The sequence below is a fragment of the Sphingomonas sp. FARSPH genome (assembly GCF_003355005.1).
Lineage (GTDB): Bacteria > Pseudomonadota > Alphaproteobacteria > Sphingomonadales > Sphingomonadaceae > Sphingomonas.
The window spans coordinates 794,824-811,826 of the sequence record NZ_CP029985.1 but is presented as its reverse complement, the minus strand read 5'-3'; the positions used below and the strand labels follow the sequence as shown (position 1 = coordinate 811,826).

Genomic DNA, 17,003 nt, shown 5'->3' with positions numbered 1-17,003 from the left:
CCGCGCGATGAGCGATGACCTGTTCGCGTCGACGGGCGCACCCGCGGCAAGCTACGACGCCTCTTCGATTGAGGTGCTGGAGGGGCTGGAGCCGGTCCGCCGGCGCCCGGGTATGTACGTCGGCGGCACCGATGAGCGCGCGCTCCATCACCTTGCCGCCGAGGTGCTCGACAATGCGATGGACGAGGCGGTCGCGGGCCATGCGACGCGGATCGAGGTGACGCTGGAGCCGGGCAACCGCCTGACCATCGTGGACAACGGCCGCGGCATCCCGGTCGATCCGCACCCCAAGTTTCCCGATAAGTCGGCGCTGGAGGTGATCCTGTCGACGCTCCATTCCGGCGGCAAGTTCGCCGGCAAGGCCTATGCGACCAGCGGCGGCCTGCACGGCGTCGGCGTGTCCGTCGTCAATGCATTGTCGAGCGACACATTGGTCGAGGTCGCGCGCGACCGACAACTGTATCGCCAGCGCTTCAGCCGCGGCCAGACGCTGGGGCCTCTGGAGCATGTCGGCGCGGCGCCCAACCGGCGCGGCACCTCGGTCGCCTTCACCCCCGACGTCGAGATTTTCGGGCCTGAGCTCGGCTTCAAGCCCAAGCGGCTGTATCAGCTCGCGCGGTCGAAGGCGTATCTGTTCGCCGGGGTCGAAATCCGCTGGAAGTGCGCCGCCTCGCTGGTCGAGAGCACGGATACGCCGGCAGAGGCGGTGTTCCAGTTCCCCGGCGGCCTTGCCGACCACCTCAAGGAACAGATCGGTGGCCGCGAATGCGCCACCGCGGATTTCTTCGCCGGGCGACAGGATTTCCCGAACGAACAGGGCCGCGTCGAATGGGCGGTCGCCTGGCCGCTGTGGAGCGACGGCAGCTACAGCTGGTATTGCAACACGATCCCGACCCCCGACGGCGGCACCCACGAACAGGGACTGCGCCAGGCTTTGGTGCGCGGCCTGCGCGCGTTCGGCGAGCTGGTAAACCAGAAAAAGGCGAAGGACATCACCGCGGACGACGTGATGGTCGGCAGCGAGCTGATGCTCAGCGTCTTCATCCGCGATCCGCAATTTCAGAGTCAGACCAAGGACCGTCTGACCAGCCCGGAGGCGGCGGGCCTCGTCGAAAAGGCGGTGCGCGACCATTTCGATCATTGGCTCGGCCACAATATGGAGCGCGGCAAGGCCCTGCTCGGCTATGTGCTTGACCGGATGGACGAGCGGCTGCGGCGCAAGGCGGAGCGCGAGGTCAAGCGCAAGACCGCGACGAGTGCGCGCAAGCTGCGCCTGCCCGGCAAGCTGACCGACTGTGCCGCCGACTCGCCGGAGGGCACGGAGCTGTTCATCGTCGAAGGCGATTCGGCCGGCGGTTCGGCGAAACAGGCGCGCGACAGGAAGACGCAGGCGATCCTGCCGATCCGCGGCAAGATCCTGAACGTCGCATCCGCGACGAGCGCAAAGATCCTGGCTAATCAAGAGATCGCCGACCTGATCCAGGCGCTCGGCTGCGGCACGCGCAAGGACTGCGTGCCCGACAATCTGCGCTACGAGCGGATCGTCATCATGACCGACGCCGACGTCGACGGCGCGCATATCGCGACGCTGCTGATGACGTTCTTCTTCCAGGAGATGCCCGATCTGGTGCGGCGCGGGCACCTCTATCTCGCGCAGCCGCCGCTCTATCGGCTGACGGTGGGCGCGAAATCGCTCTACGCGCGCGACGACGCGCACCGCGCCGAGCTGGAACGCACCGCGTTCAAGGGCAAGAAGGTCGAGGTCGCGCGCTTCAAGGGGCTGGGCGAAATGAATCCGATCCAGCTGCGCGAGACGACGATGGACCCGAAGACGCGCGGCATGATCCGCATCACGCTGCCGCAGGAATATGAGGAGCGCGCCGGCGTAAAGGACCTGGTCGACCGCCTGATGGGCAACAACCCCGCCCACCGCTTCGCCTTCATCCAGGAAAATGCGGCGCGGCTGGACGAAGAGGCGATCGACGCGTGAAGCCGTCATCCCCGTGCCATCGCACTCGGGGATGACGGGTGGCCCTCACTTCACCACGAAGGTGACGCCCTGCGCTTCCCAGTCGGTGCGGGTCTGGCAGAGGGTATCGGGCATCTCCTTGGTCGCCTTGTTGCCCAGCGTCGTCTTGGGCATGCACAGGCGGCCTTCCTTGTTGTCCATCATCTTGGCGCTCATCGTGATCGTCGCGGGTCCTTTCGTGCGGGCGAGTGCGGGGGCGGCGATCGTGGTGGCGAGCAGCGCGGTCGTGACGAGCGCGGTCGAAAAACGGATCATGGTGCAAAGCTCCCTTGGCGGTTCGGTTCGTGTCGCGAGGCGGCGTCGCGCGCCTCTACCTGGTGCCTTTGCATCAGGTGTGCCAATTGCATAACACACGCGAATCCGCGGTTTTGGCGGTGCGCGTCCGGCGATACGGCGCTAACCCTGCGCGGATTTTGCCATAAGGTGGTGCACCATCCGGCATGATGCGGCGCGATCGGTCGCTGCGTGGCGGGTGTTGATTCGCCAGGGCCATTGCCGGTAATGAGGCTGTCGGGCGGTCCACGACGGGCCGCCCTTTCTCGTTTGGAGAGAAGGAGACCTTTCGTGACCATTACGCCGCTCATGCCCGTCTACCCACGGTGCGGGGTGCGTCCGGTCCGAGGCGAGGGCTGCTACCTGATCTCCGAGGACGGCGGCCGCTATCTCGACATGGCGGCGGGCATCGCGGTCAACGCGCTCGGCCACGGCCACCCGCATCTGGTCAAGGCGATCGCGGAGCAAGCGGCGACGCTGATGCACGTCAGCAACCTGTACGGCAGCCCCCAGGGCGAGGCGCTGGCCGAACGGATCGTCGCCAACAGCTTCGCCGATACGGTGTTCTTCACCAATTCGGGGGCGGAGGCGGTCGAGTGCGCGATCAAGACCGCGCGCCGCTTCCATTTCGCGGAGGGCAATCCGCAGCGGCACACGATCATCACCTTCAACAACGCCTTCCACGGGCGCACGATGGGGGCGATCTCCGCGACCAATCAGCCCAAGATGCGCGACGGGTTCGAGCCGCTGCTGCCCGGCTTCGCCTATGCGCCGTTCAACGATCTAGACGCGGCGCTGGCGCTGGTCGACGACCATACCGCCGGCTTCATGGTCGAGACGATCCAGGGCGAGGGCGGCGTGTCGGTGGCGACGCCGGAATTCCTGCAGGGCTTGCGCAAGGCGTGCGACGAGCACGGCCTGCTGCTGATCCTCGACGAGGTGCAGTGCGGCTACGGGCGCACCGGCAAGATGTGGGCGTACGAGCATTACGGCATCGAGCCCGACATCATGTCGTCGGCGAAGGGCATCGGCGGCGGCTTCCCGCTCGGCGCGTGTCTCGCCACCGAACGCGCGGCGAAGGGCATGGTGATCGGCACGCACGGATCGACCTACGGCGGCAATCCGCTGGCGATGGCGGCGGGGCAGGCGGTGCTCGACGTGATGCTCGAAGACGGCTTCCTCGATCATGTCGCGACGATGGGCGAACGGCTGCGCGGCGCGCTGGAGCAGATGATCCCCAATCACGACCACGTCTTCGAGGGCGTGCGCGGCAAGGGACTGATGCTCGGGCTGAAGCTCAAGGCCGGGGTCGAGCCGCGCGAATTCGTCGCGCATGCCCGCGACAATCACAATCTGCTGCTGGTCGCGGCGGGCGAGAATGTCGTGCGCATGCTGCCGCCGCTGGTGATCGAGGATGCCCATGTCGCCGAGTGCATCGACAGACTGAGCGCGGCCGCCCGGGTGTTCGCGCCGGCGAGCGACGATTGACCGAAACTCCCTCTCCCATCGGGAGAGGGAAGGGGCCCGCGCCGCAGGCGTGGGAAGGGTGAGGGCGGCGTTTTCTACATACGGCAGCACCCTCACCCTTCCGCCGCTTCGCGGCTCCCTCCCTCTCCCGGAGGGAGAGGGAAAGAAGGATTTTTCATGCGCCATTTCCTGAATCTCACCGATGCCGGCGCCGATGGCATTGCCGCGATGCTCGATGACGCGATGGAGCGCAAGTCGGCGCGCGCGGGTTGGCCCAAGGGGCGCGTCGATGCGGATGCGCCGCTCGCCGGCCATGTGCTGGCGATGATCTTCGAGAAGAATTCGACGCGCACCCGCGTCAGCTTCGACATGGCGATCCGCCAGCTCGGCGGCACGTCGATCGTGATGGATGCGGGCTCGATGCAGCTCGGTCGCGGCGAGAGCATCGCCGACACCGCGCGCGTGCTGTCGGGCTATGTCGACGCGATCATGATCCGCACCGACGATCATGCCAAGGTCGAGGAGATGGCGGCCCATGCGACCGTGCCCGTCATCAACGGCCTGACCGATGCGTCGCATCCGTGCCAGATCATGGCGGACCTGCAGACGATCCTCGAAAGCGGCAAGGCGCTGCCCGGCCTAAAGGTCGCGTGGCTGGGCGATGGCAACAACGTGCTCGCCTCGATCATGGAGGCCGCCGGGTTGATGCGGTTCGACGTCGTCGCCGCCTGCCCGCAGGGATATCAGCCGAGCGAGGCGGACGTCGCACTGGGGCAGGGGCGCGCGCGCGTCGTCGGCACCGCGGCGGAGGCGGTCGAGGGCGCGGACATCATCGTTACCGACACCTGGATTTCGATGGGTCAGGCGCATGCCGAGACGAAGCTTGCCGCGATGATGCCGTTTCAGGTCGACGCGGCGCTGATGGCGCACGCCAAGCCCGATGCGCGCTTCCTTCATTGCCTGCCCGCGCACCGCGGCGAGGAAGTGGTCGATGCGGTGATCGATGGCCCGCAGTCGCTGATCTGGGCGGAGGCGGAGAACCGCCTGCATGCGCAGAAGGCGGTGCTGCGCTGGTGCTTCGGACACTTGGGGTGAGGTGAGCGGAGCGCGACAGGCGCGATCCCGCGACGCCCTTGTTCCCGACAGTATCATCGTCCCGCACCTCGGCTTCGCGCCCTTTTCGTCATTCCCGCGAAAGGCGGGATTCCAGAAACGCCGAGGGTGCGGTTCCAGCGAAGACCTGCGCGTCTGGATTCCCGCCTTCGCGGGAATGACGGATGGGGTGTGGCTCGGCGGACTGTGTATTTTGCCGAGACGCGTGCTGTCCGACGAAGCGCAATCCAATGCCATCGTCACCCCCAGACGCGGGGACCCACGATTAAAGGCACGCTCTTGGGACCTTCGCCGACCGCCCCGCGTCCATGGGTCCCGCCGTTCGCCGGGACGACGGGAGGGGGGCTGAAGGGCCCGCGGATCGTGAACGGGCGTCCGGCGCCTCACGGCGCGTTCGGCACCCTATCTCCGCCGCGACGCGGCATCCCGTTCGCGCCGGCCGCCTCGCGCTCTCTGGTTGACCGCCGCCCCGAAACCCCCATCTTGTCGCGATGCAACAGACCGTGACTTTCGACCTCGATCGCGCCCTCGCGTTCGCGATCCCGACCCGTTCGGCGCGTGGCCGTGTCGTGCGGCTTGGCCCGGCGCTCGACCAGGTGCTCGCCGCGCACGCCTATCCGCCCGCGATCGAGGCGTTGCTGGCGGAGGCGATCGCGCTCGCCGCGCTGATGGGATCGATGCTCAAGGACCCGCAGGCGCAATTGACGTTGCAGACCCGCACCGATCGCGGCGCGGTGACGTTGCTGGTGTGCGATTATCGCGGCGGCGAGGTGCGCGGCTATATCCAATATGATGCCGACCGGCTTGCCGCGCTGCCCGCCCAGCCGACGTTGTTCGCCCTGTTCGGTGAAGGCTATCTGGCGATCACCTTCGACCTGGCGGCGACGGGGGAGCGCTATCAGGGGATCGTGCCGCTCGATGGCGCGACGCTGGCCGAGGCTGCGCAGAGCTATTTCGTCCAGTCGGAGCAGATTCCCAGCCTGGTGCGCGTCGGCGTTGCGAAGCACGACGGGCGCACGATCGCGGGCGGCCTGTTCCTGCAGCATCTGCCCGAGGGAGAACTCGGCCGCGAGCGGCTGCACACTCGGCTCGATCATCCCGAATGGGAACATGTCGCCGCGCTGGGTGAGACGATGGGCGTCGACGAGCTTGCCGATCCCACGGTGCCGCTGGAGACATTGGTGTGGCGCCTGTTCAACGAAGAGCAGGACGTGCGCATCCTCGCCGAGACGCCGTTGTCACGTGGCTGCCGCTGCACCGCCGATTATATCGCGGGCGTGCTCGCCAAATTTTCGGTCGAGGAGCGACGCGAGATAGCGGACGAGGCCGGGCTGATCCAGGTCGACTGCGCCTTTTGCGCGACCAAGTTTCCCGTGCCGGCCGAATCGGCTGCCGAACCGCCGGCGGATGCCGTCACCCACTGACGGTACGATCCGCCGCATATCCGCATCGGTTCGTCCGTTTTCGCGCCGAAAGCGTGGAAACGCAGGACGTTAACCGCACTTTTACCGCAGGCGTCTAGATCGATCCGGTGCACAGCTTGGTTGGGCACGCTTTCTCCCTAAAGGGCGGCGACGCTCTCTCCTTTCGGGCCGCGCCGGTTGGTGCGGCCCTTTTCTTTTGGCATGATATGGCCTAGCGGCCCGCGATCATGACAAGCCAACCCATTGCCGTCGTGCTCGTCTCCGGCGGGCTCGACTCGATGATTTCCGCGGCCAGCGCGCGCGAGGCGGGGTATCGCCTGCTCGCGCTGTCGATCGACTATAACCAGCGCCACCGCGTCGAACTGGCCGCCGCGCGCCGCGTCGCGCATGCGCTGGGTGCGGAACGCCACATCGTGCTGCCCATGGACCTGTCCGCGTTCGGCGGCTCGGCGCTGACCGACGATATCGCGGTGCCCAAGGATGGTGTCGGGACCGAGAACGGCGGCGGCATTCCCGTCACCTACGTGCCGGCGCGCAACACCATCTTCCTCAGCCTCGCGCTCGGCTGGGCGGAGGCGGCGGGCGCGCGCGACCTGTTCATCGGCGTCAACGCGCTCGATTATTCGGGCTATCCCGATTGCCGTCCCGAATTCATCGCCGCCTTCGAAAGTCTGGCGGAACTCGCCACCAAGGCCGGGGTGGAGGGCGAGCCGTTCCGCATCCACGCGCCGCTGCAGCATATGACGAAGGCTGACATCGTGCGCGAGGGCGCGCGGCTCGGGCTCAACATGGGGCTCAGCTGGTCGTGCTACGATCCGGCGCCGGGCGGCGTGCATTGCGGATTGTGCGATAGCTGCCGCCTGCGCGCGCGCGGGTTCGAGGAGGCGGGCATCGCCGACCCCACCGTCTATGCGACGCGGGCCTGACGCACGGCGATGAGCTACGCGGTCAAGGAGATGTTCCTCACGTTGCAGGGCGAGGGCGCCAACGCCGGCGCGCGCGCGGTGTTCGTGCGCTTTGCCGGATGCAACCTGTGGTCGGGGCGCGAACAGGACCGCAGCACTGCCGTCTGTCGCTTCTGCGACACCGATTTCGTCGGCACGAACGGCCTCGGCGGCGGCAGGTTCGGCGATGCCGCCGCGCTGGTCACGGCAGTCCAGGGCTTCTGGGGCGAGGGGCGCGAGCATCGCTTCGTCGTGCTCACCGGCGGCGAACCGATGCTGCAGGTCGACGACGCGCTGGTCGACGCGCTGCACGCCGCGGGGTTTCGCATCGCGATCGAGACGAACGGCACGCTGCCGGTCCACCCGGGCATCGACTGGGTGTGTGTCAGCCCCAAGGCGGGGAGCCTTGTGGTGCAGCGATCGGGCGACGAGTTGAAGCTCGTCTGGCCGCAGCCGGGCACCGACCTCGATGATGTCGAGCGCTGGGACTTTCGCCACCGCCTGCTCCAGCCGTTGGACGATGCCGATGCGCCGGCACATGTCGCGGCGGCGATCGCCGTCGTGATGGCACGCCCGCAATGGCGCCTGACGTTGCAGACGCACAAGATGCTCGGGCTGCGCTGACGCCCCTCCCGCCGATCGGGGGAGGGGCCTTGAGGATCAGCGCAGCGCGGTCTGTGCGGCGGACGGCGCCGCGCTGGTCGCGATCACCGCGGTCGGGGTGGCGGCGGGCGGCCAGTTGAACGTGCCGCACTTCTTCTCGACCCAATCACCCTTCTTGTCCCAGCAGATCGGGTCGAAGCGCGGCTTCGAGGCATAGTCGCGGCCGAGGTAGCGCGAGAAATGCTGTTCGCCGAACGGCGCGATCAGGCTGGCGCGCAGTTCGCGCAGCCGCTCCGCGGCGAAGCTGCCGAACGTGCCGCGCGGTGCGAAGGTCGCGTCGCGGCCGATCACGCTCGCGGTCTGGCAGAAGCCGATCTGTGCGGCGACGGGGGTGAAACCGGCGTAGAGGCGCGTGCCGAACTGATCGAGCGCGGCGGTGCCCGCCTTGGGCGTCTTGTTGACCCGCTGAAAATATTTGGCGAGCGTGTCGAACGCGGTCTTCAGTTCCGCCGAATGATCGGTGAGCAGCGCGTTGTAGTTCTGCACCGACAGCAGCGTCGGTTCGAACTGGCACTGCAACGCGGCGACGTTGAGCGCGGCGCGCATGTTCCACGTCACCGCGGCGCGACGTTCCGCCTCATTGGCGCCGGGCAGCAGTTCGGCGACGCCGCTGGCGTCACCCTTCAGCGTGTCGTTGCGGAAATCATGCGAGCGCAGAAAAAATTGGGCAGAGGCCGGTGCGGCCAGCGTCAAGGCCATCGCCGCGCCGCCCAGCGCGAGCGCGGTGCGCAACAGGGTCATGGATTCCGTTCCTCCCGAACCGGGTGTGTTATGGTACGAAGAATACAGGAATCTGTGGGGTTTCCCAATCCCCCATTTACCATCTGCCGCTTCGATTCGTCGCGGGGGGCGACGAAGCGAGTCAAGAAAACGCCAAGTTGAGGCGCGTTCACGGAACATACAGAAAAGGCCGCCCGGTTACCCGGACGGCCGTTTCGTCAACGTAATGAACCCGTAGAGGGTCGATTACATCGCGTTCGTGGTCGTGGTGGTGTTCGACATCATCGTGTCGTTCGCCATCATCGTGTCGTTGGCCATCGTGCCGCCGTTGGTGGCGCCGTCGACCGCAGTCATGTTGTCCGACATGGTGCCCATGTCGTCGCTGCTGTTCATGTCGGTGACCATCGTATTTTCGGTGGTGGTCTCCGTCTTCGGGCCGCAAGCCGACACGGCGAGCGCGGCGCCGGCGATCAGCGAGCCGGTCAGGACCTTGGAGATGATTGCACGCATTGGAAGCTCCCTAGAAAACGGATTTGGACGGCTTGCTGGCCCTTTAATCCCAAATCACGGTGGACATTAGCACATAAAGCCTGCCCCTCAAGCCTCGTTTTCCGTAGGACAAGAAAGAGTATCGAGGAACGCCGGGGCGCTCAACGCAAGGGCGGCGTCAAAGGTTTCCAGCGGCGCAGGCCGGCTGAGCGCCGCGAGGCTGGTGACGGGGAATTCGGACAGGCCGCACGGCACGATCCCGCCGAAATGGGACAGGTCGGGCGCGACGTTCACCGCAAAGCCGTGCAGCGTCACCCAGCGCTTCACGCGCACGCCGATCGCGCCGATCTTCGCCTCCGGCCCGCCGTCGCGCGTCCAGATGCCGACGCGCCCCTCCGCCCGGAACGCATCGACGCCCAGCTGCGCGAGCGCGGCGATCACCCAGCCTTCGACGCCATGGACGAAACGGCGCACGTCGCGGCCGCGACGATTGAGGTCGAGCACGAGATAGCCGATCCGCTGCCCCGGGCCGTGATAGGTATATTTGCCGCCGCGCCCGGTGGTGTGGACGGGGAAGCGCGGGTCGATCAGATCGGCCGGATCGGCGCTGGTCCCGGCAGTATAGAGCGGCGGGTGTTCGAGCAGCCAGATCAGCTCGCGCGCCTCGCCCGCGGCGACCGCCGCGGCGCGCGCCTCCATCGCCGCCAGCGCCGCGTCATACGGCGTCTGCCCGGGCGTCACGCGCCATTCGATCCCCCGGAGCGCATCGGGCAAAGCGTCGGAAAGCGGTGCGTCGGCCATGGCGCGTCACATGGCGAACGCGGCCCTTGCGCGCAAGCGAGCGCCCCGCTGCGCACCGCGCGACCGCCGTGCGCGCGGGTGATGGCCAAGCGTTCCGGCTTGGGCTAGGCCGCCCGTACCTCGGGTGGGCGAAAGGCGGGATTGGCGATGGTCAGGATGGCGAGCGTGTGGGATCGTACCAGTGCGGTGCTGAGCGGCCGGGGCGCGATGCTCGCGGGGATCGCGGTGCCGACGCTGTTCCTGCCCGGCGTGATCCGCGCCGGCTATCTGTGGGCGGTGACGCCGGCGGTCGGCACGCCCACGCCCGTCTCCGCCGGGGTCGGCGGTCTGCTCGCGATCGTTGTCGCGCTCGTCACCTTGTGGGGCCAGCTCGCGCTGATCGCGGCGTCGAGCGCGCCGGAAACGCAGGCGGCGGACGCGCGCCGGATCGCGACTGCGCGCTTCCTGCCGACGCTCGCCGTCGCCGCCGTCCTCGTCGTCGCGCTCTTCGTGCTCGCGCTGCCGCCGCTGGTGACGATGGCGCGCGCGGGGTTCGATTTCACCGCGGCGGCGGGCGGCGCGCAGCAGCTCGACATCGCGCCCGGAGCGGCGGCATTCGCCGGGCTCTACATCTTCGTCCTCGGTATCGCGCTGCTGTTCGTCGGCGCGCGGCTCGCGCCGGTCTATGCGGTGGTCGTCAACGAACGGCTGGCACTCGGCGCGATCGGCCGCGCGTGGCGGCTGACGCGGCGGCACACATGGCGGATCGTCGGCGTGATGCTGCTCTGGGTCGTCGTGCTGCTCGTCGCGACCTGGGCGGCGCAGGCGGTGCTGGGCACATTGCTCGGCCTGCTGCTCGGCCGCGACGGCGTGGCGACGGTGCTGTTCGTCACGACGGTCGCGACCGCGGCGGTATCGGCGGTGTTCAGCACGATCGCGATCGTCTTCACGACGCAGCTCTACGTCGCACTGGCGGCGCGGCGCGGCACCGCGGCCTGACATGGCGCGTCGCAACAACGTCCCCGGCATCCCCACGTTCGCGGGTCTCGTCGCGGAGGGGTGGGCGCTGTTCCGCCGCGATTCGGACCTGCTGATCCGGGTCGCCGGACCGTTCATCTTTCTGCCGGCGTTCGCGCTCACCCTGCTCGTCGCGCCCTTCCCGATGCCGGACGACGCGATCGCCGACGCGCCGGCCCGGGCGCAGGCATGGATGACCGCGGTCGACGGCTGGATGGGCGATTACGGCCTCGGCTGCGTGCTCGCCTATTTCGTCACCTATTACGGTATCGCGCTTGTCTATTGCCTGATGCTCGATCCGGCGCGGCCGACGGTCGGGCAGGCGATGCGCCGCGCGATCCGGCTGTATCCGCGGTTCCTGCTCGCGACCATGGTCGCATCGGTTCCGGCGGGGGCGGGCATGTACCTGCTCCTGCTGCCCGGGCTGTGGCTGATGAGCCGGTTCATGCTGACCGGGCCGGCGCTGGTGGCAGAGGCGCCGGTCGGCGCGCTGGCCGCGGTCGGCCGGTCGTGGCGGCGCACGCGGCGCGCGCAGCTCTCGCTGCTCGGCGCGACCGCGTTCGTCTATCTCGCCGCGATGCTGGCGGGGCAGCCGTTCCTGCTGCTCGCGACCTGGCTGGGGCAGGGGGGCGCCAACCCGCTGGGCGTCGCGATCGCCGACGCGGTCGCCGCGGCGGTGGCGAGTGCGGCGCAGGTCGCCGGCGCGCTGATCGCGGTCGTCGCCTATCGCCGGCTCGGGCCTGGCAGGTCGGGCGCGAAATAAGGGACGTGCGTGCCCGCGTCGGCGGGCAGCAGGCCGAGCGCGCGCGGATCGGGAAACGTCTCGATCGTCCGGCGGACCGCGACGAACCCCTGCGCGCGGTAGAAATTGAGCGCGGAGGGGTGGTCGAGCGTGCAGGTATGCACCCACACCCGAGCGATCCCCGGCCGCCACGCGCGCGCCATCGCCTCCGCCATCATCCAGCGGCCATGCCCCTTGCCGGCGAGTTCGGGTACGAGGCCGAAATAGGACAGTTCGCACGACCCCGTCGTGCGGAAGTCGAGTTCGACCATCCCCACCTCGATCCCCTGCGGGTCGATCACGGCATGGACGGCGACGGCGGGATCGTGGACGATCGCGGTCAGCGCGGCATCGTCCATGGCCAGCCGCGAATACCATAGCCACGGGCCGCCGACGCGTTCGAACAGCAGGCGGTATCGCGCCGGATCGGGCGCGCGCCAGTCGACCAGCCGCAAGTGCGAGGCCGGCAGCGGTCGCAGCGGCGGGCGCGCCGCCATTTCCAGCGTCGTCACGATCGTCGCCAGATCGACCGGATCGACCGGGATCAGCGCCATCGCCCTCAGGCCCAGTTCGCGCGCGGCGGGAGGCTCATCAGGATCGCATCGATGTTGCCGCCTGTCTTCAGCCCGAACAAGGTGCCCCGGTCGTAGACCAGGTTGAATTCGGCGTAACGCCCCCGCCATTCGAGCATACGCGCTTCGTCCGCCGTATCGAACGGGTCATGCATCCGCCGCCGCACGATCCTGGGGTAGACGTCCAGGAATGCCTCGCCCACGCTCTGCGTGAAGGCGAGGTTCGCGTCGAAATCGCCCTCCAGGTGATCGTAGAAGATGCCGCCGACGCCGCGATGCACCTTACGGTGCGGGATGTAGAAGTACTCGTCCGCCCACGCCTTGAAGCGCTGGTAATAGTCCGCCCCATGCGCGTCGCACGCCGCCTGCAGTGTCGCATGGAAGTCCGCCGTGTCGCCCTCGACCGGGATCGGCGGATTGAGATCGGCGCCGCCGCCGAACCATTGCTTGGTCGTACGCAGGAAGCGCGTGTTCATGTGCACCGCGGGGACGTGCGGATTGGCCATGTGCGCGACCAGGCTGATGCCCGTCGCGAAGAAACGCGGATCCTCGCCCGCGCCATGGATCGTCTTGCCGAACTCGCCCTCGAACGTCCCACCGACGGTCGAGACGTTGACGCCGACCTTCTCGAACACCTTACCCTTCATCACGCCCCGGACGCCGCCACCGCCCGGCTCGCCCGACGGGTCGACGCGGTCCCAAGGCGTGTAGTCGAACATCGCATCCGACCCCGCCTCCCGCTCGATCGCCTCGAACGCGGCACAGATGCGCGTCCGCAAGGCTTCGAACCAGGATCGGGCGGCGGTCTGTTGGTCGTCGAGGTCGAGCATGGGTCGCGGCTTAGCGAGAGTGGGGCGGGGGTGTCGATGGGCTGGATTGTCGCAGGGGGGGCGTCGCGCCGTCCTGCGATGCGCCACATACTCACACCAGCGTTCGCCCCAAACGCATTATTGCGAGCATAGCGAAGCAATGACGGGCTGAGGGACCGGCATCCGCTCCCAATGCGGATCATCGCAATCACCCCGGCCAACCGCCCGTCTGACGCAGCGCCTCGGCGGCGACGATGCCCGCCGACACCGACAGGTTCATCGATCGCACGCCCGGCGCCATCGGGATGACGACGCGCGCGTCGGCGCGGGCGTGCACCTCTTCCGGAACGCCGGCGCTCTCGCGGCCGAACAGCAGCACGTCGTCGGGCGCAAAGGCGAAGTCATGCAGCGGCGTCGCGCCGCGCGTGGTGAGCAGCACCAGTCGCCCGCACGCCTGGCGCTGGAACGCGTCCCAGTCGGCGTGCCGCGTCACCGAGACATGGTCGATATAGTCCATCGCCGCGCGCGCGACGCGCTTGTCATCCCAATGGAAGCCCATGGGTTCGATGAGGTCGAGGTCGATCCCCAGGCAGGCCGCGGTGCGCATCACCGCGCCGACGTTGCCGGCGATATCGGGTTGGTAGAGGGCAAGACGCATGGCGGCCTGACTAGCGCCGTCGCGGACGCGGCGCAAAAACCCTGTTGGCAAAGCGCGCGAGGCCCGTCTATCACCGCGGGCGGGCTGCCAAGGGGATGGCGGTGTTCGGTCGGGGTGTCTGTCGCGTTTCCTTCCTGGAAACGATGGGGGCGATCCCACCGCAATAAAGACGATTAGGGTGAGAGACGCATGGCGACTGACAGCATGGTGCCTCCCGGTGAATCGCCGGAGCCGTTCCACGAGGAGGTGCCCGATCCCCGTCGCCGCGACTTCATCAATATCGCCGCCGTGTCCTTCGCGGGCGTCGGCGCGGTCGCGATCGTGCTGCCGCTGATCAACCAGATGAACCCGTCCGCCGACGTGCTCGCGCAGTCGACGACCGAGGTCGATCTGTCGAAGATCGAGCCGGGGCAGGCGATCGTCACCACCTTCCGCAAGCAGCCTTTGTTCGTCCGCAACCTGATGCCCAAGGAGATTGCGGAGGCGGATGCGGTGTCGCTCGCGACGCTTCGCGACCCGCAGACGCTGGAGCAGCGCACCAAGCCGGGCAAGAAGAACTGGCTGATCACGCTCGGCGTCTGCACGCACCTTGGCTGCGTGCCGCTCGGCGCGCGCGAGGGCGAGAACCGCGGGCCGTTCGGCGGCTATTTCTGCCCCTGCCACGGCTCGGCCTACGACACCGCGGCGCGCATCCGCCAGGGACCGGCGCCGAAGAACCTGCTCGTTCCCGATTATAAATTCGATTCCGACACGGCCGTCACGGTCGGCGTGGCCAGCTAAGGGAGACCCGAGACATGAGCTTTCCCTGGGCCAAGCATTACGAACCCAAACAGCCGCTGATGCGCTGGCTGGACGAGAAGCTGCCGCTGCCGCGCCTCGTCTACAACGCGGTCGGCGCCGGCTATCCGGTGCCGCGCAACCTCAACTATTTCTGGAACTTCGGCGTGCTCGCCGGCGCCGCGCTGGCGATGCAGATCATCACCGGCATCGTGCTGGCGATGCATTATGCCGCCAATGCGGGCGTCGCCTTCGGCTCGGTCGAAAGCATCATGCGCGACGTCAACGCGGGCTGGTTCCTGCGCTACGCGCACGCCAACGGCGCGTCGATGTTCCTCGCGGTCGTCTATATCCACATCGGCCGCGGGCTTTATTACGGCTCGTACAAGGCGCCGCGCGAGATGGTGTGGCTGCTCGGCGTGGTCATCTTCCTCCTCATGATGGCAACCGCCTTCATGGGCTATGTGCTTCCCTGGGGGCAGATGAGCTTCTGGGGCGCGCAGGTCATCACCGGCTTCTTCTCGGCGATCCCGCTCGTCGGCGAGACGATCCGCGTCTGGCTGCTCGGCGGTTTCGCGCCGGACAATGCCGCGCTCAACCGCTTCTTCTCGCTCCATTACCTGCTGCCGTTCGTGATCGCGGGCGTCATCATGCTGCACATCTGGGCGCTGCACATCCCGGGGTCGAACAACCCGACCGGCGTCGAGGTGAAGAGCGAACAGGATACGGTGCCCTTCCACCCCTATTACACCGCGAAGGACGGGTTCGGCCTCGGCGTCTTCCTGCTCATCTTCGCGCTGTTCATCTTCTTCTCGCCCAACATGCTGGGCCATCCGGACAATTATATCGAGGCGAACCCGCTCTCGACGCCGGCGCATATCGTGCCCGAGTGGTATTTCCTGCCCTTCTACGCGATCCTGAAAAGCTTCACCGCGGACTTCATCCTGCCGGCGAAGCTGTGGGGCGTGCTGGCGATGTTCGGCTCGATCCTACTGCTGTTCTTCCTGCCGTGGCTCGACTCGTCGCCGGTGCGCTCGGCCAACTATCGCCCGAAATACCGCATCTTCCTCGGAATCCTGCTGCTCGACGTGCTGGTGCTCGGCTATGTCGGCGGCGCCGAGCCGCTGCCGCGCAACGTCATCATGGGGCAGATCGCGGCGGCTTATTATTTCGCGCACTTCCTCATCATTCTGCCGTGGGTCGCCCGCTCTGAGCGTCCGCGCCCGCTGCCCAATTCGATCACCGAGGCGGTGCTGGCGAAGCACGGCGGCACCAGCATCGCGCACAGCGCGGCGCAGGCCTGATCCGGCCCAGGGGGAACAAGAACAATGGTCCGTATCATCTCATCCCTGGTCGGCGCAGCCTTCGTCTTCGTGCTCGGCATCGCGCTGTTCGGCACGGTCAAGACCGCCTGGACTGATCCCGCAAAGGAGGGCCCCGAAAAGGTCTTCCACCTCCATCCCGAGGACATCCACCTGTCGTCGGCCGGCTGGTTCGGCAAGTTCGACAACCGCCAGCTGCAGCGCGGCTTCCAGGTGTACAAGGAGGTCTGCTCAGCCTGCCACAGCCTGAAGTACGTCGCGTTCCGCGACCTCGCCAAGATCGGCTATTCGGAGGCCGAGGTGAAGGCGATCGCCAATCAATGGGTGATCGAGCAGCCGACGGTGAATCCGGAAACGGGCGAGCCTTCGACGCGCAAGAACGTGCCGTCGGATCATTTCCCGTCGCCGTTCGCGAACGAAGTCGCCGCGCGCGCTGCGAACAACAACGCATTGCCGCCCGATCTGTCGCTGATGACCAAGGCGCGCGAGGACGGCCCGAATTACGTCCACGCCCTAATCACCGGCTATCGCAATCCGCCGGCGGAGTTGAAGCGGGAATTCCCCGACTTCACGACGCCCAAGGGGCTGCATTACAACCCCTATTTCGCCAACCTCAACATCGCGATGCCGCCGCCGCTGACACAGGACGGGCAGGTGACCTACACCGACGGCACGAAGGCGACGAAGGACCAGATGGCCCGCGACGTCGCCGCCTTCCTGACCTGGACCGCGGAGCCCAACCTCGACACGCGCCACGGTGCGGGGTTCGCGGCGGTGATCTTCATCGCGATCTTCATCTTTCTCGCCTGGGGCGCCTATCAGAACGTCTGGCGCGACGTGAAGCATTGATGCCGGTCGCCTGATCGGCGACTGACAGCGAAGGGCGGGCGGTGCGAACGGGCACCGCCCGCCCTTTTCGTACTCCCCCCACACCCGTCATCCCCGCAAAGGCGGGGATCCAGACACGCTGACATCACGAAAGAGCCACCGACGTCACGTCTCTGGATTCCCGCCGTCGCGGGAATGATGGGTGTGGACTCGGTCGACCTCCCAATTTTGTCATCCCGGCGCACGCCGGGACCTATGGTTGCGGGCGGCCTGTGGCGGTGCGCCATCGCCCCGCCACCGTGTCCAGGGTCCCGGCGTGCGCCGGGATGACGAAGGA

At 67.5% G+C, this 17,003-nt stretch carries 18 protein-coding genes; 11 read left to right on the top strand and 7 right to left on the bottom strand.

Annotated features, from left to right (window positions below):
- The first annotated feature begins 7 nt into the window (after positions 1 to 7).
- Positions 8 to 1,990 carry a DNA topoisomerase IV subunit B gene (gene parE / locus DM480_RS04060; protein WP_115380767.1) on the top strand — a complete coding sequence of 661 codons (1,983 nt, stop codon included), beginning with the start codon at positions 8 to 10 and terminating at the stop codon, positions 1,988 to 1,990.
- Positions 1,991 to 2,035: 45 nt separating this feature from the next.
- Here the strand turns inward: parE and DM480_RS04055 are convergent, their stop codons facing one another.
- On the bottom strand, positions 2,036 to 2,284 hold the full coding sequence (locus DM480_RS04055; RefSeq protein WP_115377697.1) for a hypothetical protein: 249 nt from the start codon (positions 2,282 to 2,284) through the stop codon (positions 2,036 to 2,038).
- 309 nt (positions 2,285 to 2,593) lie between these two features.
- Between DM480_RS04055 and DM480_RS04050 the strand changes: the two genes are divergently transcribed.
- The 5 genes from DM480_RS04050 (at position 2,594) to queE (ending at position 7,874) form a co-directional block, all read left to right on the top strand.
- Positions 2,594 to 3,790, top strand: coding sequence for an aspartate aminotransferase family protein (locus tag DM480_RS04050; protein ID WP_115377696.1), 1,197 nt, complete (start codon positions 2,594 to 2,596; stop codon positions 3,788 to 3,790).
- A gap of 156 nt (positions 3,791 to 3,946) precedes the next feature.
- A complete protein-coding gene (argF, locus tag DM480_RS04040) occupies positions 3,947 to 4,864 on the top strand; it encodes an ornithine carbamoyltransferase (RefSeq protein ID WP_115377695.1) in 918 nt (305 codons plus the stop codon).
- Between the two features lie 509 nt (positions 4,865 to 5,373).
- Positions 5,374 to 6,306, top strand: a complete 933-nt coding sequence (hslO, locus tag DM480_RS04035) for an Hsp33 family molecular chaperone HslO (protein ID WP_115377694.1) — start codon at positions 5,374 to 5,376, stop codon at positions 6,304 to 6,306.
- A 227-nt stretch (positions 6,307 to 6,533) separates the two neighbouring features.
- The gene (gene queC / locus DM480_RS04030) at positions 6,534 to 7,232 is read left to right on the top strand and encodes a 7-cyano-7-deazaguanine synthase QueC (RefSeq protein WP_115377693.1); all 699 of its coding nucleotides are present in this window, start codon (positions 6,534 to 6,536) and stop codon (positions 7,230 to 7,232) included.
- 9 nt (positions 7,233 to 7,241) lie between these two features.
- Positions 7,242 to 7,874 carry a 7-carboxy-7-deazaguanine synthase gene (gene queE / locus DM480_RS04025; protein WP_115377692.1) on the top strand — a complete coding sequence of 211 codons (633 nt, stop codon included), beginning with the start codon at positions 7,242 to 7,244 and terminating at the stop codon, positions 7,872 to 7,874.
- Positions 7,875 to 7,910: 36 nt separating this feature from the next.
- Here queE and DM480_RS04020 read toward each other — a convergent pair whose 3' ends face one another.
- The 3 genes from DM480_RS04020 to lipB form a co-directional block, all read right to left on the bottom strand.
- The gene (locus DM480_RS04020) at positions 7,911 to 8,654 is read right to left on the bottom strand and encodes a hypothetical protein (protein WP_115377691.1); all 744 of its coding nucleotides are present in this window, start codon (positions 8,652 to 8,654) and stop codon (positions 7,911 to 7,913) included.
- A 225-nt stretch (positions 8,655 to 8,879) separates the two neighbouring features.
- Positions 8,880 to 9,143: a hypothetical protein gene (locus DM480_RS04015; protein ID WP_115377690.1), complete on the bottom strand. Its 264-nt coding sequence runs from the start codon at positions 9,141 to 9,143 to the stop codon at positions 8,880 to 8,882.
- 87 nt (positions 9,144 to 9,230) lie between these two features.
- Positions 9,231 to 9,923, bottom strand: a complete 693-nt coding sequence (gene lipB / locus DM480_RS04010; protein WP_115377689.1) for a lipoyl(octanoyl) transferase LipB — start codon at positions 9,921 to 9,923, stop codon at positions 9,231 to 9,233.
- A gap of 147 nt (positions 9,924 to 10,070) precedes the next feature.
- Here lipB and DM480_RS04005 point away from each other — a divergent pair, with 147 nt between their 5' ends.
- Together DM480_RS04005 and DM480_RS04000 are read left to right on the top strand one after the other, a co-directional pair.
- Positions 10,071 to 10,901 (top strand): hypothetical protein, encoded by an 831-nt coding sequence (locus DM480_RS04005; RefSeq protein ID WP_115377688.1) that lies wholly within the window; start codon positions 10,071 to 10,073, stop codon positions 10,899 to 10,901.
- Position 10,902: 1 nt separating this feature from the next.
- A complete protein-coding gene (locus DM480_RS04000) occupies positions 10,903 to 11,682 on the top strand; it encodes a hypothetical protein (protein ID WP_115377687.1) in 780 nt (259 codons plus the stop codon).
- Here DM480_RS04000 and DM480_RS03995 read toward each other — a convergent pair.
- The 3 genes from DM480_RS03995 to DM480_RS03985 form a co-directional block, all read right to left on the bottom strand.
- Positions 11,643 to 12,254, bottom strand: a complete 612-nt coding sequence (locus DM480_RS03995; RefSeq protein WP_115377686.1) for a GNAT family N-acetyltransferase — start codon at positions 12,252 to 12,254, stop codon at positions 11,643 to 11,645. The two genes, DM480_RS04000 and DM480_RS03995, sit on opposite strands and share 40 nt — an antisense overlap.
- A 5-nt stretch (positions 12,255 to 12,259) precedes the next feature.
- Positions 12,260 to 13,102, bottom strand: a complete 843-nt coding sequence (hemF, locus tag DM480_RS03990) for an oxygen-dependent coproporphyrinogen oxidase (protein WP_115377685.1) — start codon at positions 13,100 to 13,102, stop codon at positions 12,260 to 12,262.
- Positions 13,103 to 13,289: 187 nt separating this feature from the next.
- Entirely contained in the window at positions 13,290 to 13,739 is a 450-nt protein-coding gene (locus tag DM480_RS03985) for a tRNA (cytidine(34)-2'-O)-methyltransferase (RefSeq protein ID WP_115377684.1), read from the bottom strand.
- 204 nt (positions 13,740 to 13,943) lie between these two features.
- On the opposite strand from DM480_RS03985, the gene petA reads away from it, so the two are divergent.
- The 3 genes from petA to DM480_RS03970 are packed head-to-tail and all read left to right on the top strand — an operon-like array spanning position 13,944 to position 16,687.
- Positions 13,944 to 14,519: a ubiquinol-cytochrome c reductase iron-sulfur subunit gene (gene petA / locus DM480_RS03980; protein WP_232834177.1), complete on the top strand. Its 576-nt coding sequence runs from the start codon at positions 13,944 to 13,946 to the stop codon at positions 14,517 to 14,519.
- A 14-nt stretch (positions 14,520 to 14,533) separates the two neighbouring features.
- Positions 14,534 to 15,820, top strand: coding sequence for a cytochrome b (locus DM480_RS03975; protein WP_115377682.1), 1,287 nt, complete (start codon positions 14,534 to 14,536; stop codon positions 15,818 to 15,820).
- 24 nt (positions 15,821 to 15,844) lie between these two features.
- Positions 15,845 to 16,687, top strand: coding sequence for a cytochrome c1 (locus DM480_RS03970; RefSeq protein WP_115377681.1), 843 nt, complete (start codon positions 15,845 to 15,847; stop codon positions 16,685 to 16,687).
- Positions 16,688 to 17,003: the final 316 nt, after the last annotated feature.

What these genes read in the sequence shown, in the direction of transcription:
- DM480_RS04055 (WP_115377697.1), bottom strand. Translation starts at nt 2,284, where the DNA reads ATGATCCGTTTTTCGACCGCGCTCGTCACGACCGCGCTGCTCGCCACC.
- hslO (WP_115377694.1), top strand. Translation starts at nt 5,374, where the DNA reads ATGCAACAGACCGTGACTTTCGACCTCGATCGCGCCCTCGCGTTCGCG.
- hemF (WP_115377685.1), bottom strand. Translation starts at nt 13,102, where the DNA reads ATGCTCGACCTCGACGACCAACAGACCGCCGCCCGATCCTGGTTCGAA.
- DM480_RS03995 (WP_115377686.1), bottom strand. Translation starts at nt 12,254, where the DNA reads ATGGCGCTGATCCCGGTCGATCCGGTCGATCTGGCGACGATCGTGACG.
- parE (WP_115380767.1), top strand. Translation starts at nt 8, where the DNA reads ATGAGCGATGACCTGTTCGCGTCGACGGGCGCACCCGCGGCAAGCTAC.
- DM480_RS04005 (WP_115377688.1), top strand. Translation starts at nt 10,071, where the DNA reads ATGGTCAGGATGGCGAGCGTGTGGGATCGTACCAGTGCGGTGCTGAGC.
- queE (WP_115377692.1), top strand. Translation starts at nt 7,242, where the DNA reads ATGAGCTACGCGGTCAAGGAGATGTTCCTCACGTTGCAGGGCGAGGGC.
- DM480_RS04020 (WP_115377691.1), bottom strand. Translation starts at nt 8,654, where the DNA reads ATGACCCTGTTGCGCACCGCGCTCGCGCTGGGCGGCGCGGCGATGGCC.
- DM480_RS03970 (WP_115377681.1), top strand. Translation starts at nt 15,845, where the DNA reads ATGGTCCGTATCATCTCATCCCTGGTCGGCGCAGCCTTCGTCTTCGTG.
- queC (WP_115377693.1), top strand. Translation starts at nt 6,534, where the DNA reads ATGACAAGCCAACCCATTGCCGTCGTGCTCGTCTCCGGCGGGCTCGAC.
- DM480_RS03975 (WP_115377682.1), top strand. Translation starts at nt 14,534, where the DNA reads ATGAGCTTTCCCTGGGCCAAGCATTACGAACCCAAACAGCCGCTGATG.
- petA (WP_232834177.1), top strand. Translation starts at nt 13,944, where the DNA reads ATGGTGCCTCCCGGTGAATCGCCGGAGCCGTTCCACGAGGAGGTGCCC.
- DM480_RS03985 (WP_115377684.1), bottom strand. Translation starts at nt 13,739, where the DNA reads ATGCGTCTTGCCCTCTACCAACCCGATATCGCCGGCAACGTCGGCGCG.
- DM480_RS04015 (WP_115377690.1), bottom strand. Translation starts at nt 9,143, where the DNA reads ATGCGTGCAATCATCTCCAAGGTCCTGACCGGCTCGCTGATCGCCGGC.
- argF (WP_115377695.1), top strand. Translation starts at nt 3,947, where the DNA reads ATGCGCCATTTCCTGAATCTCACCGATGCCGGCGCCGATGGCATTGCC.
- DM480_RS04000 (WP_115377687.1), top strand. Translation starts at nt 10,903, where the DNA reads ATGGCGCGTCGCAACAACGTCCCCGGCATCCCCACGTTCGCGGGTCTC.
- lipB (WP_115377689.1), bottom strand. Translation starts at nt 9,923, where the DNA reads ATGGCCGACGCACCGCTTTCCGACGCTTTGCCCGATGCGCTCCGGGGG.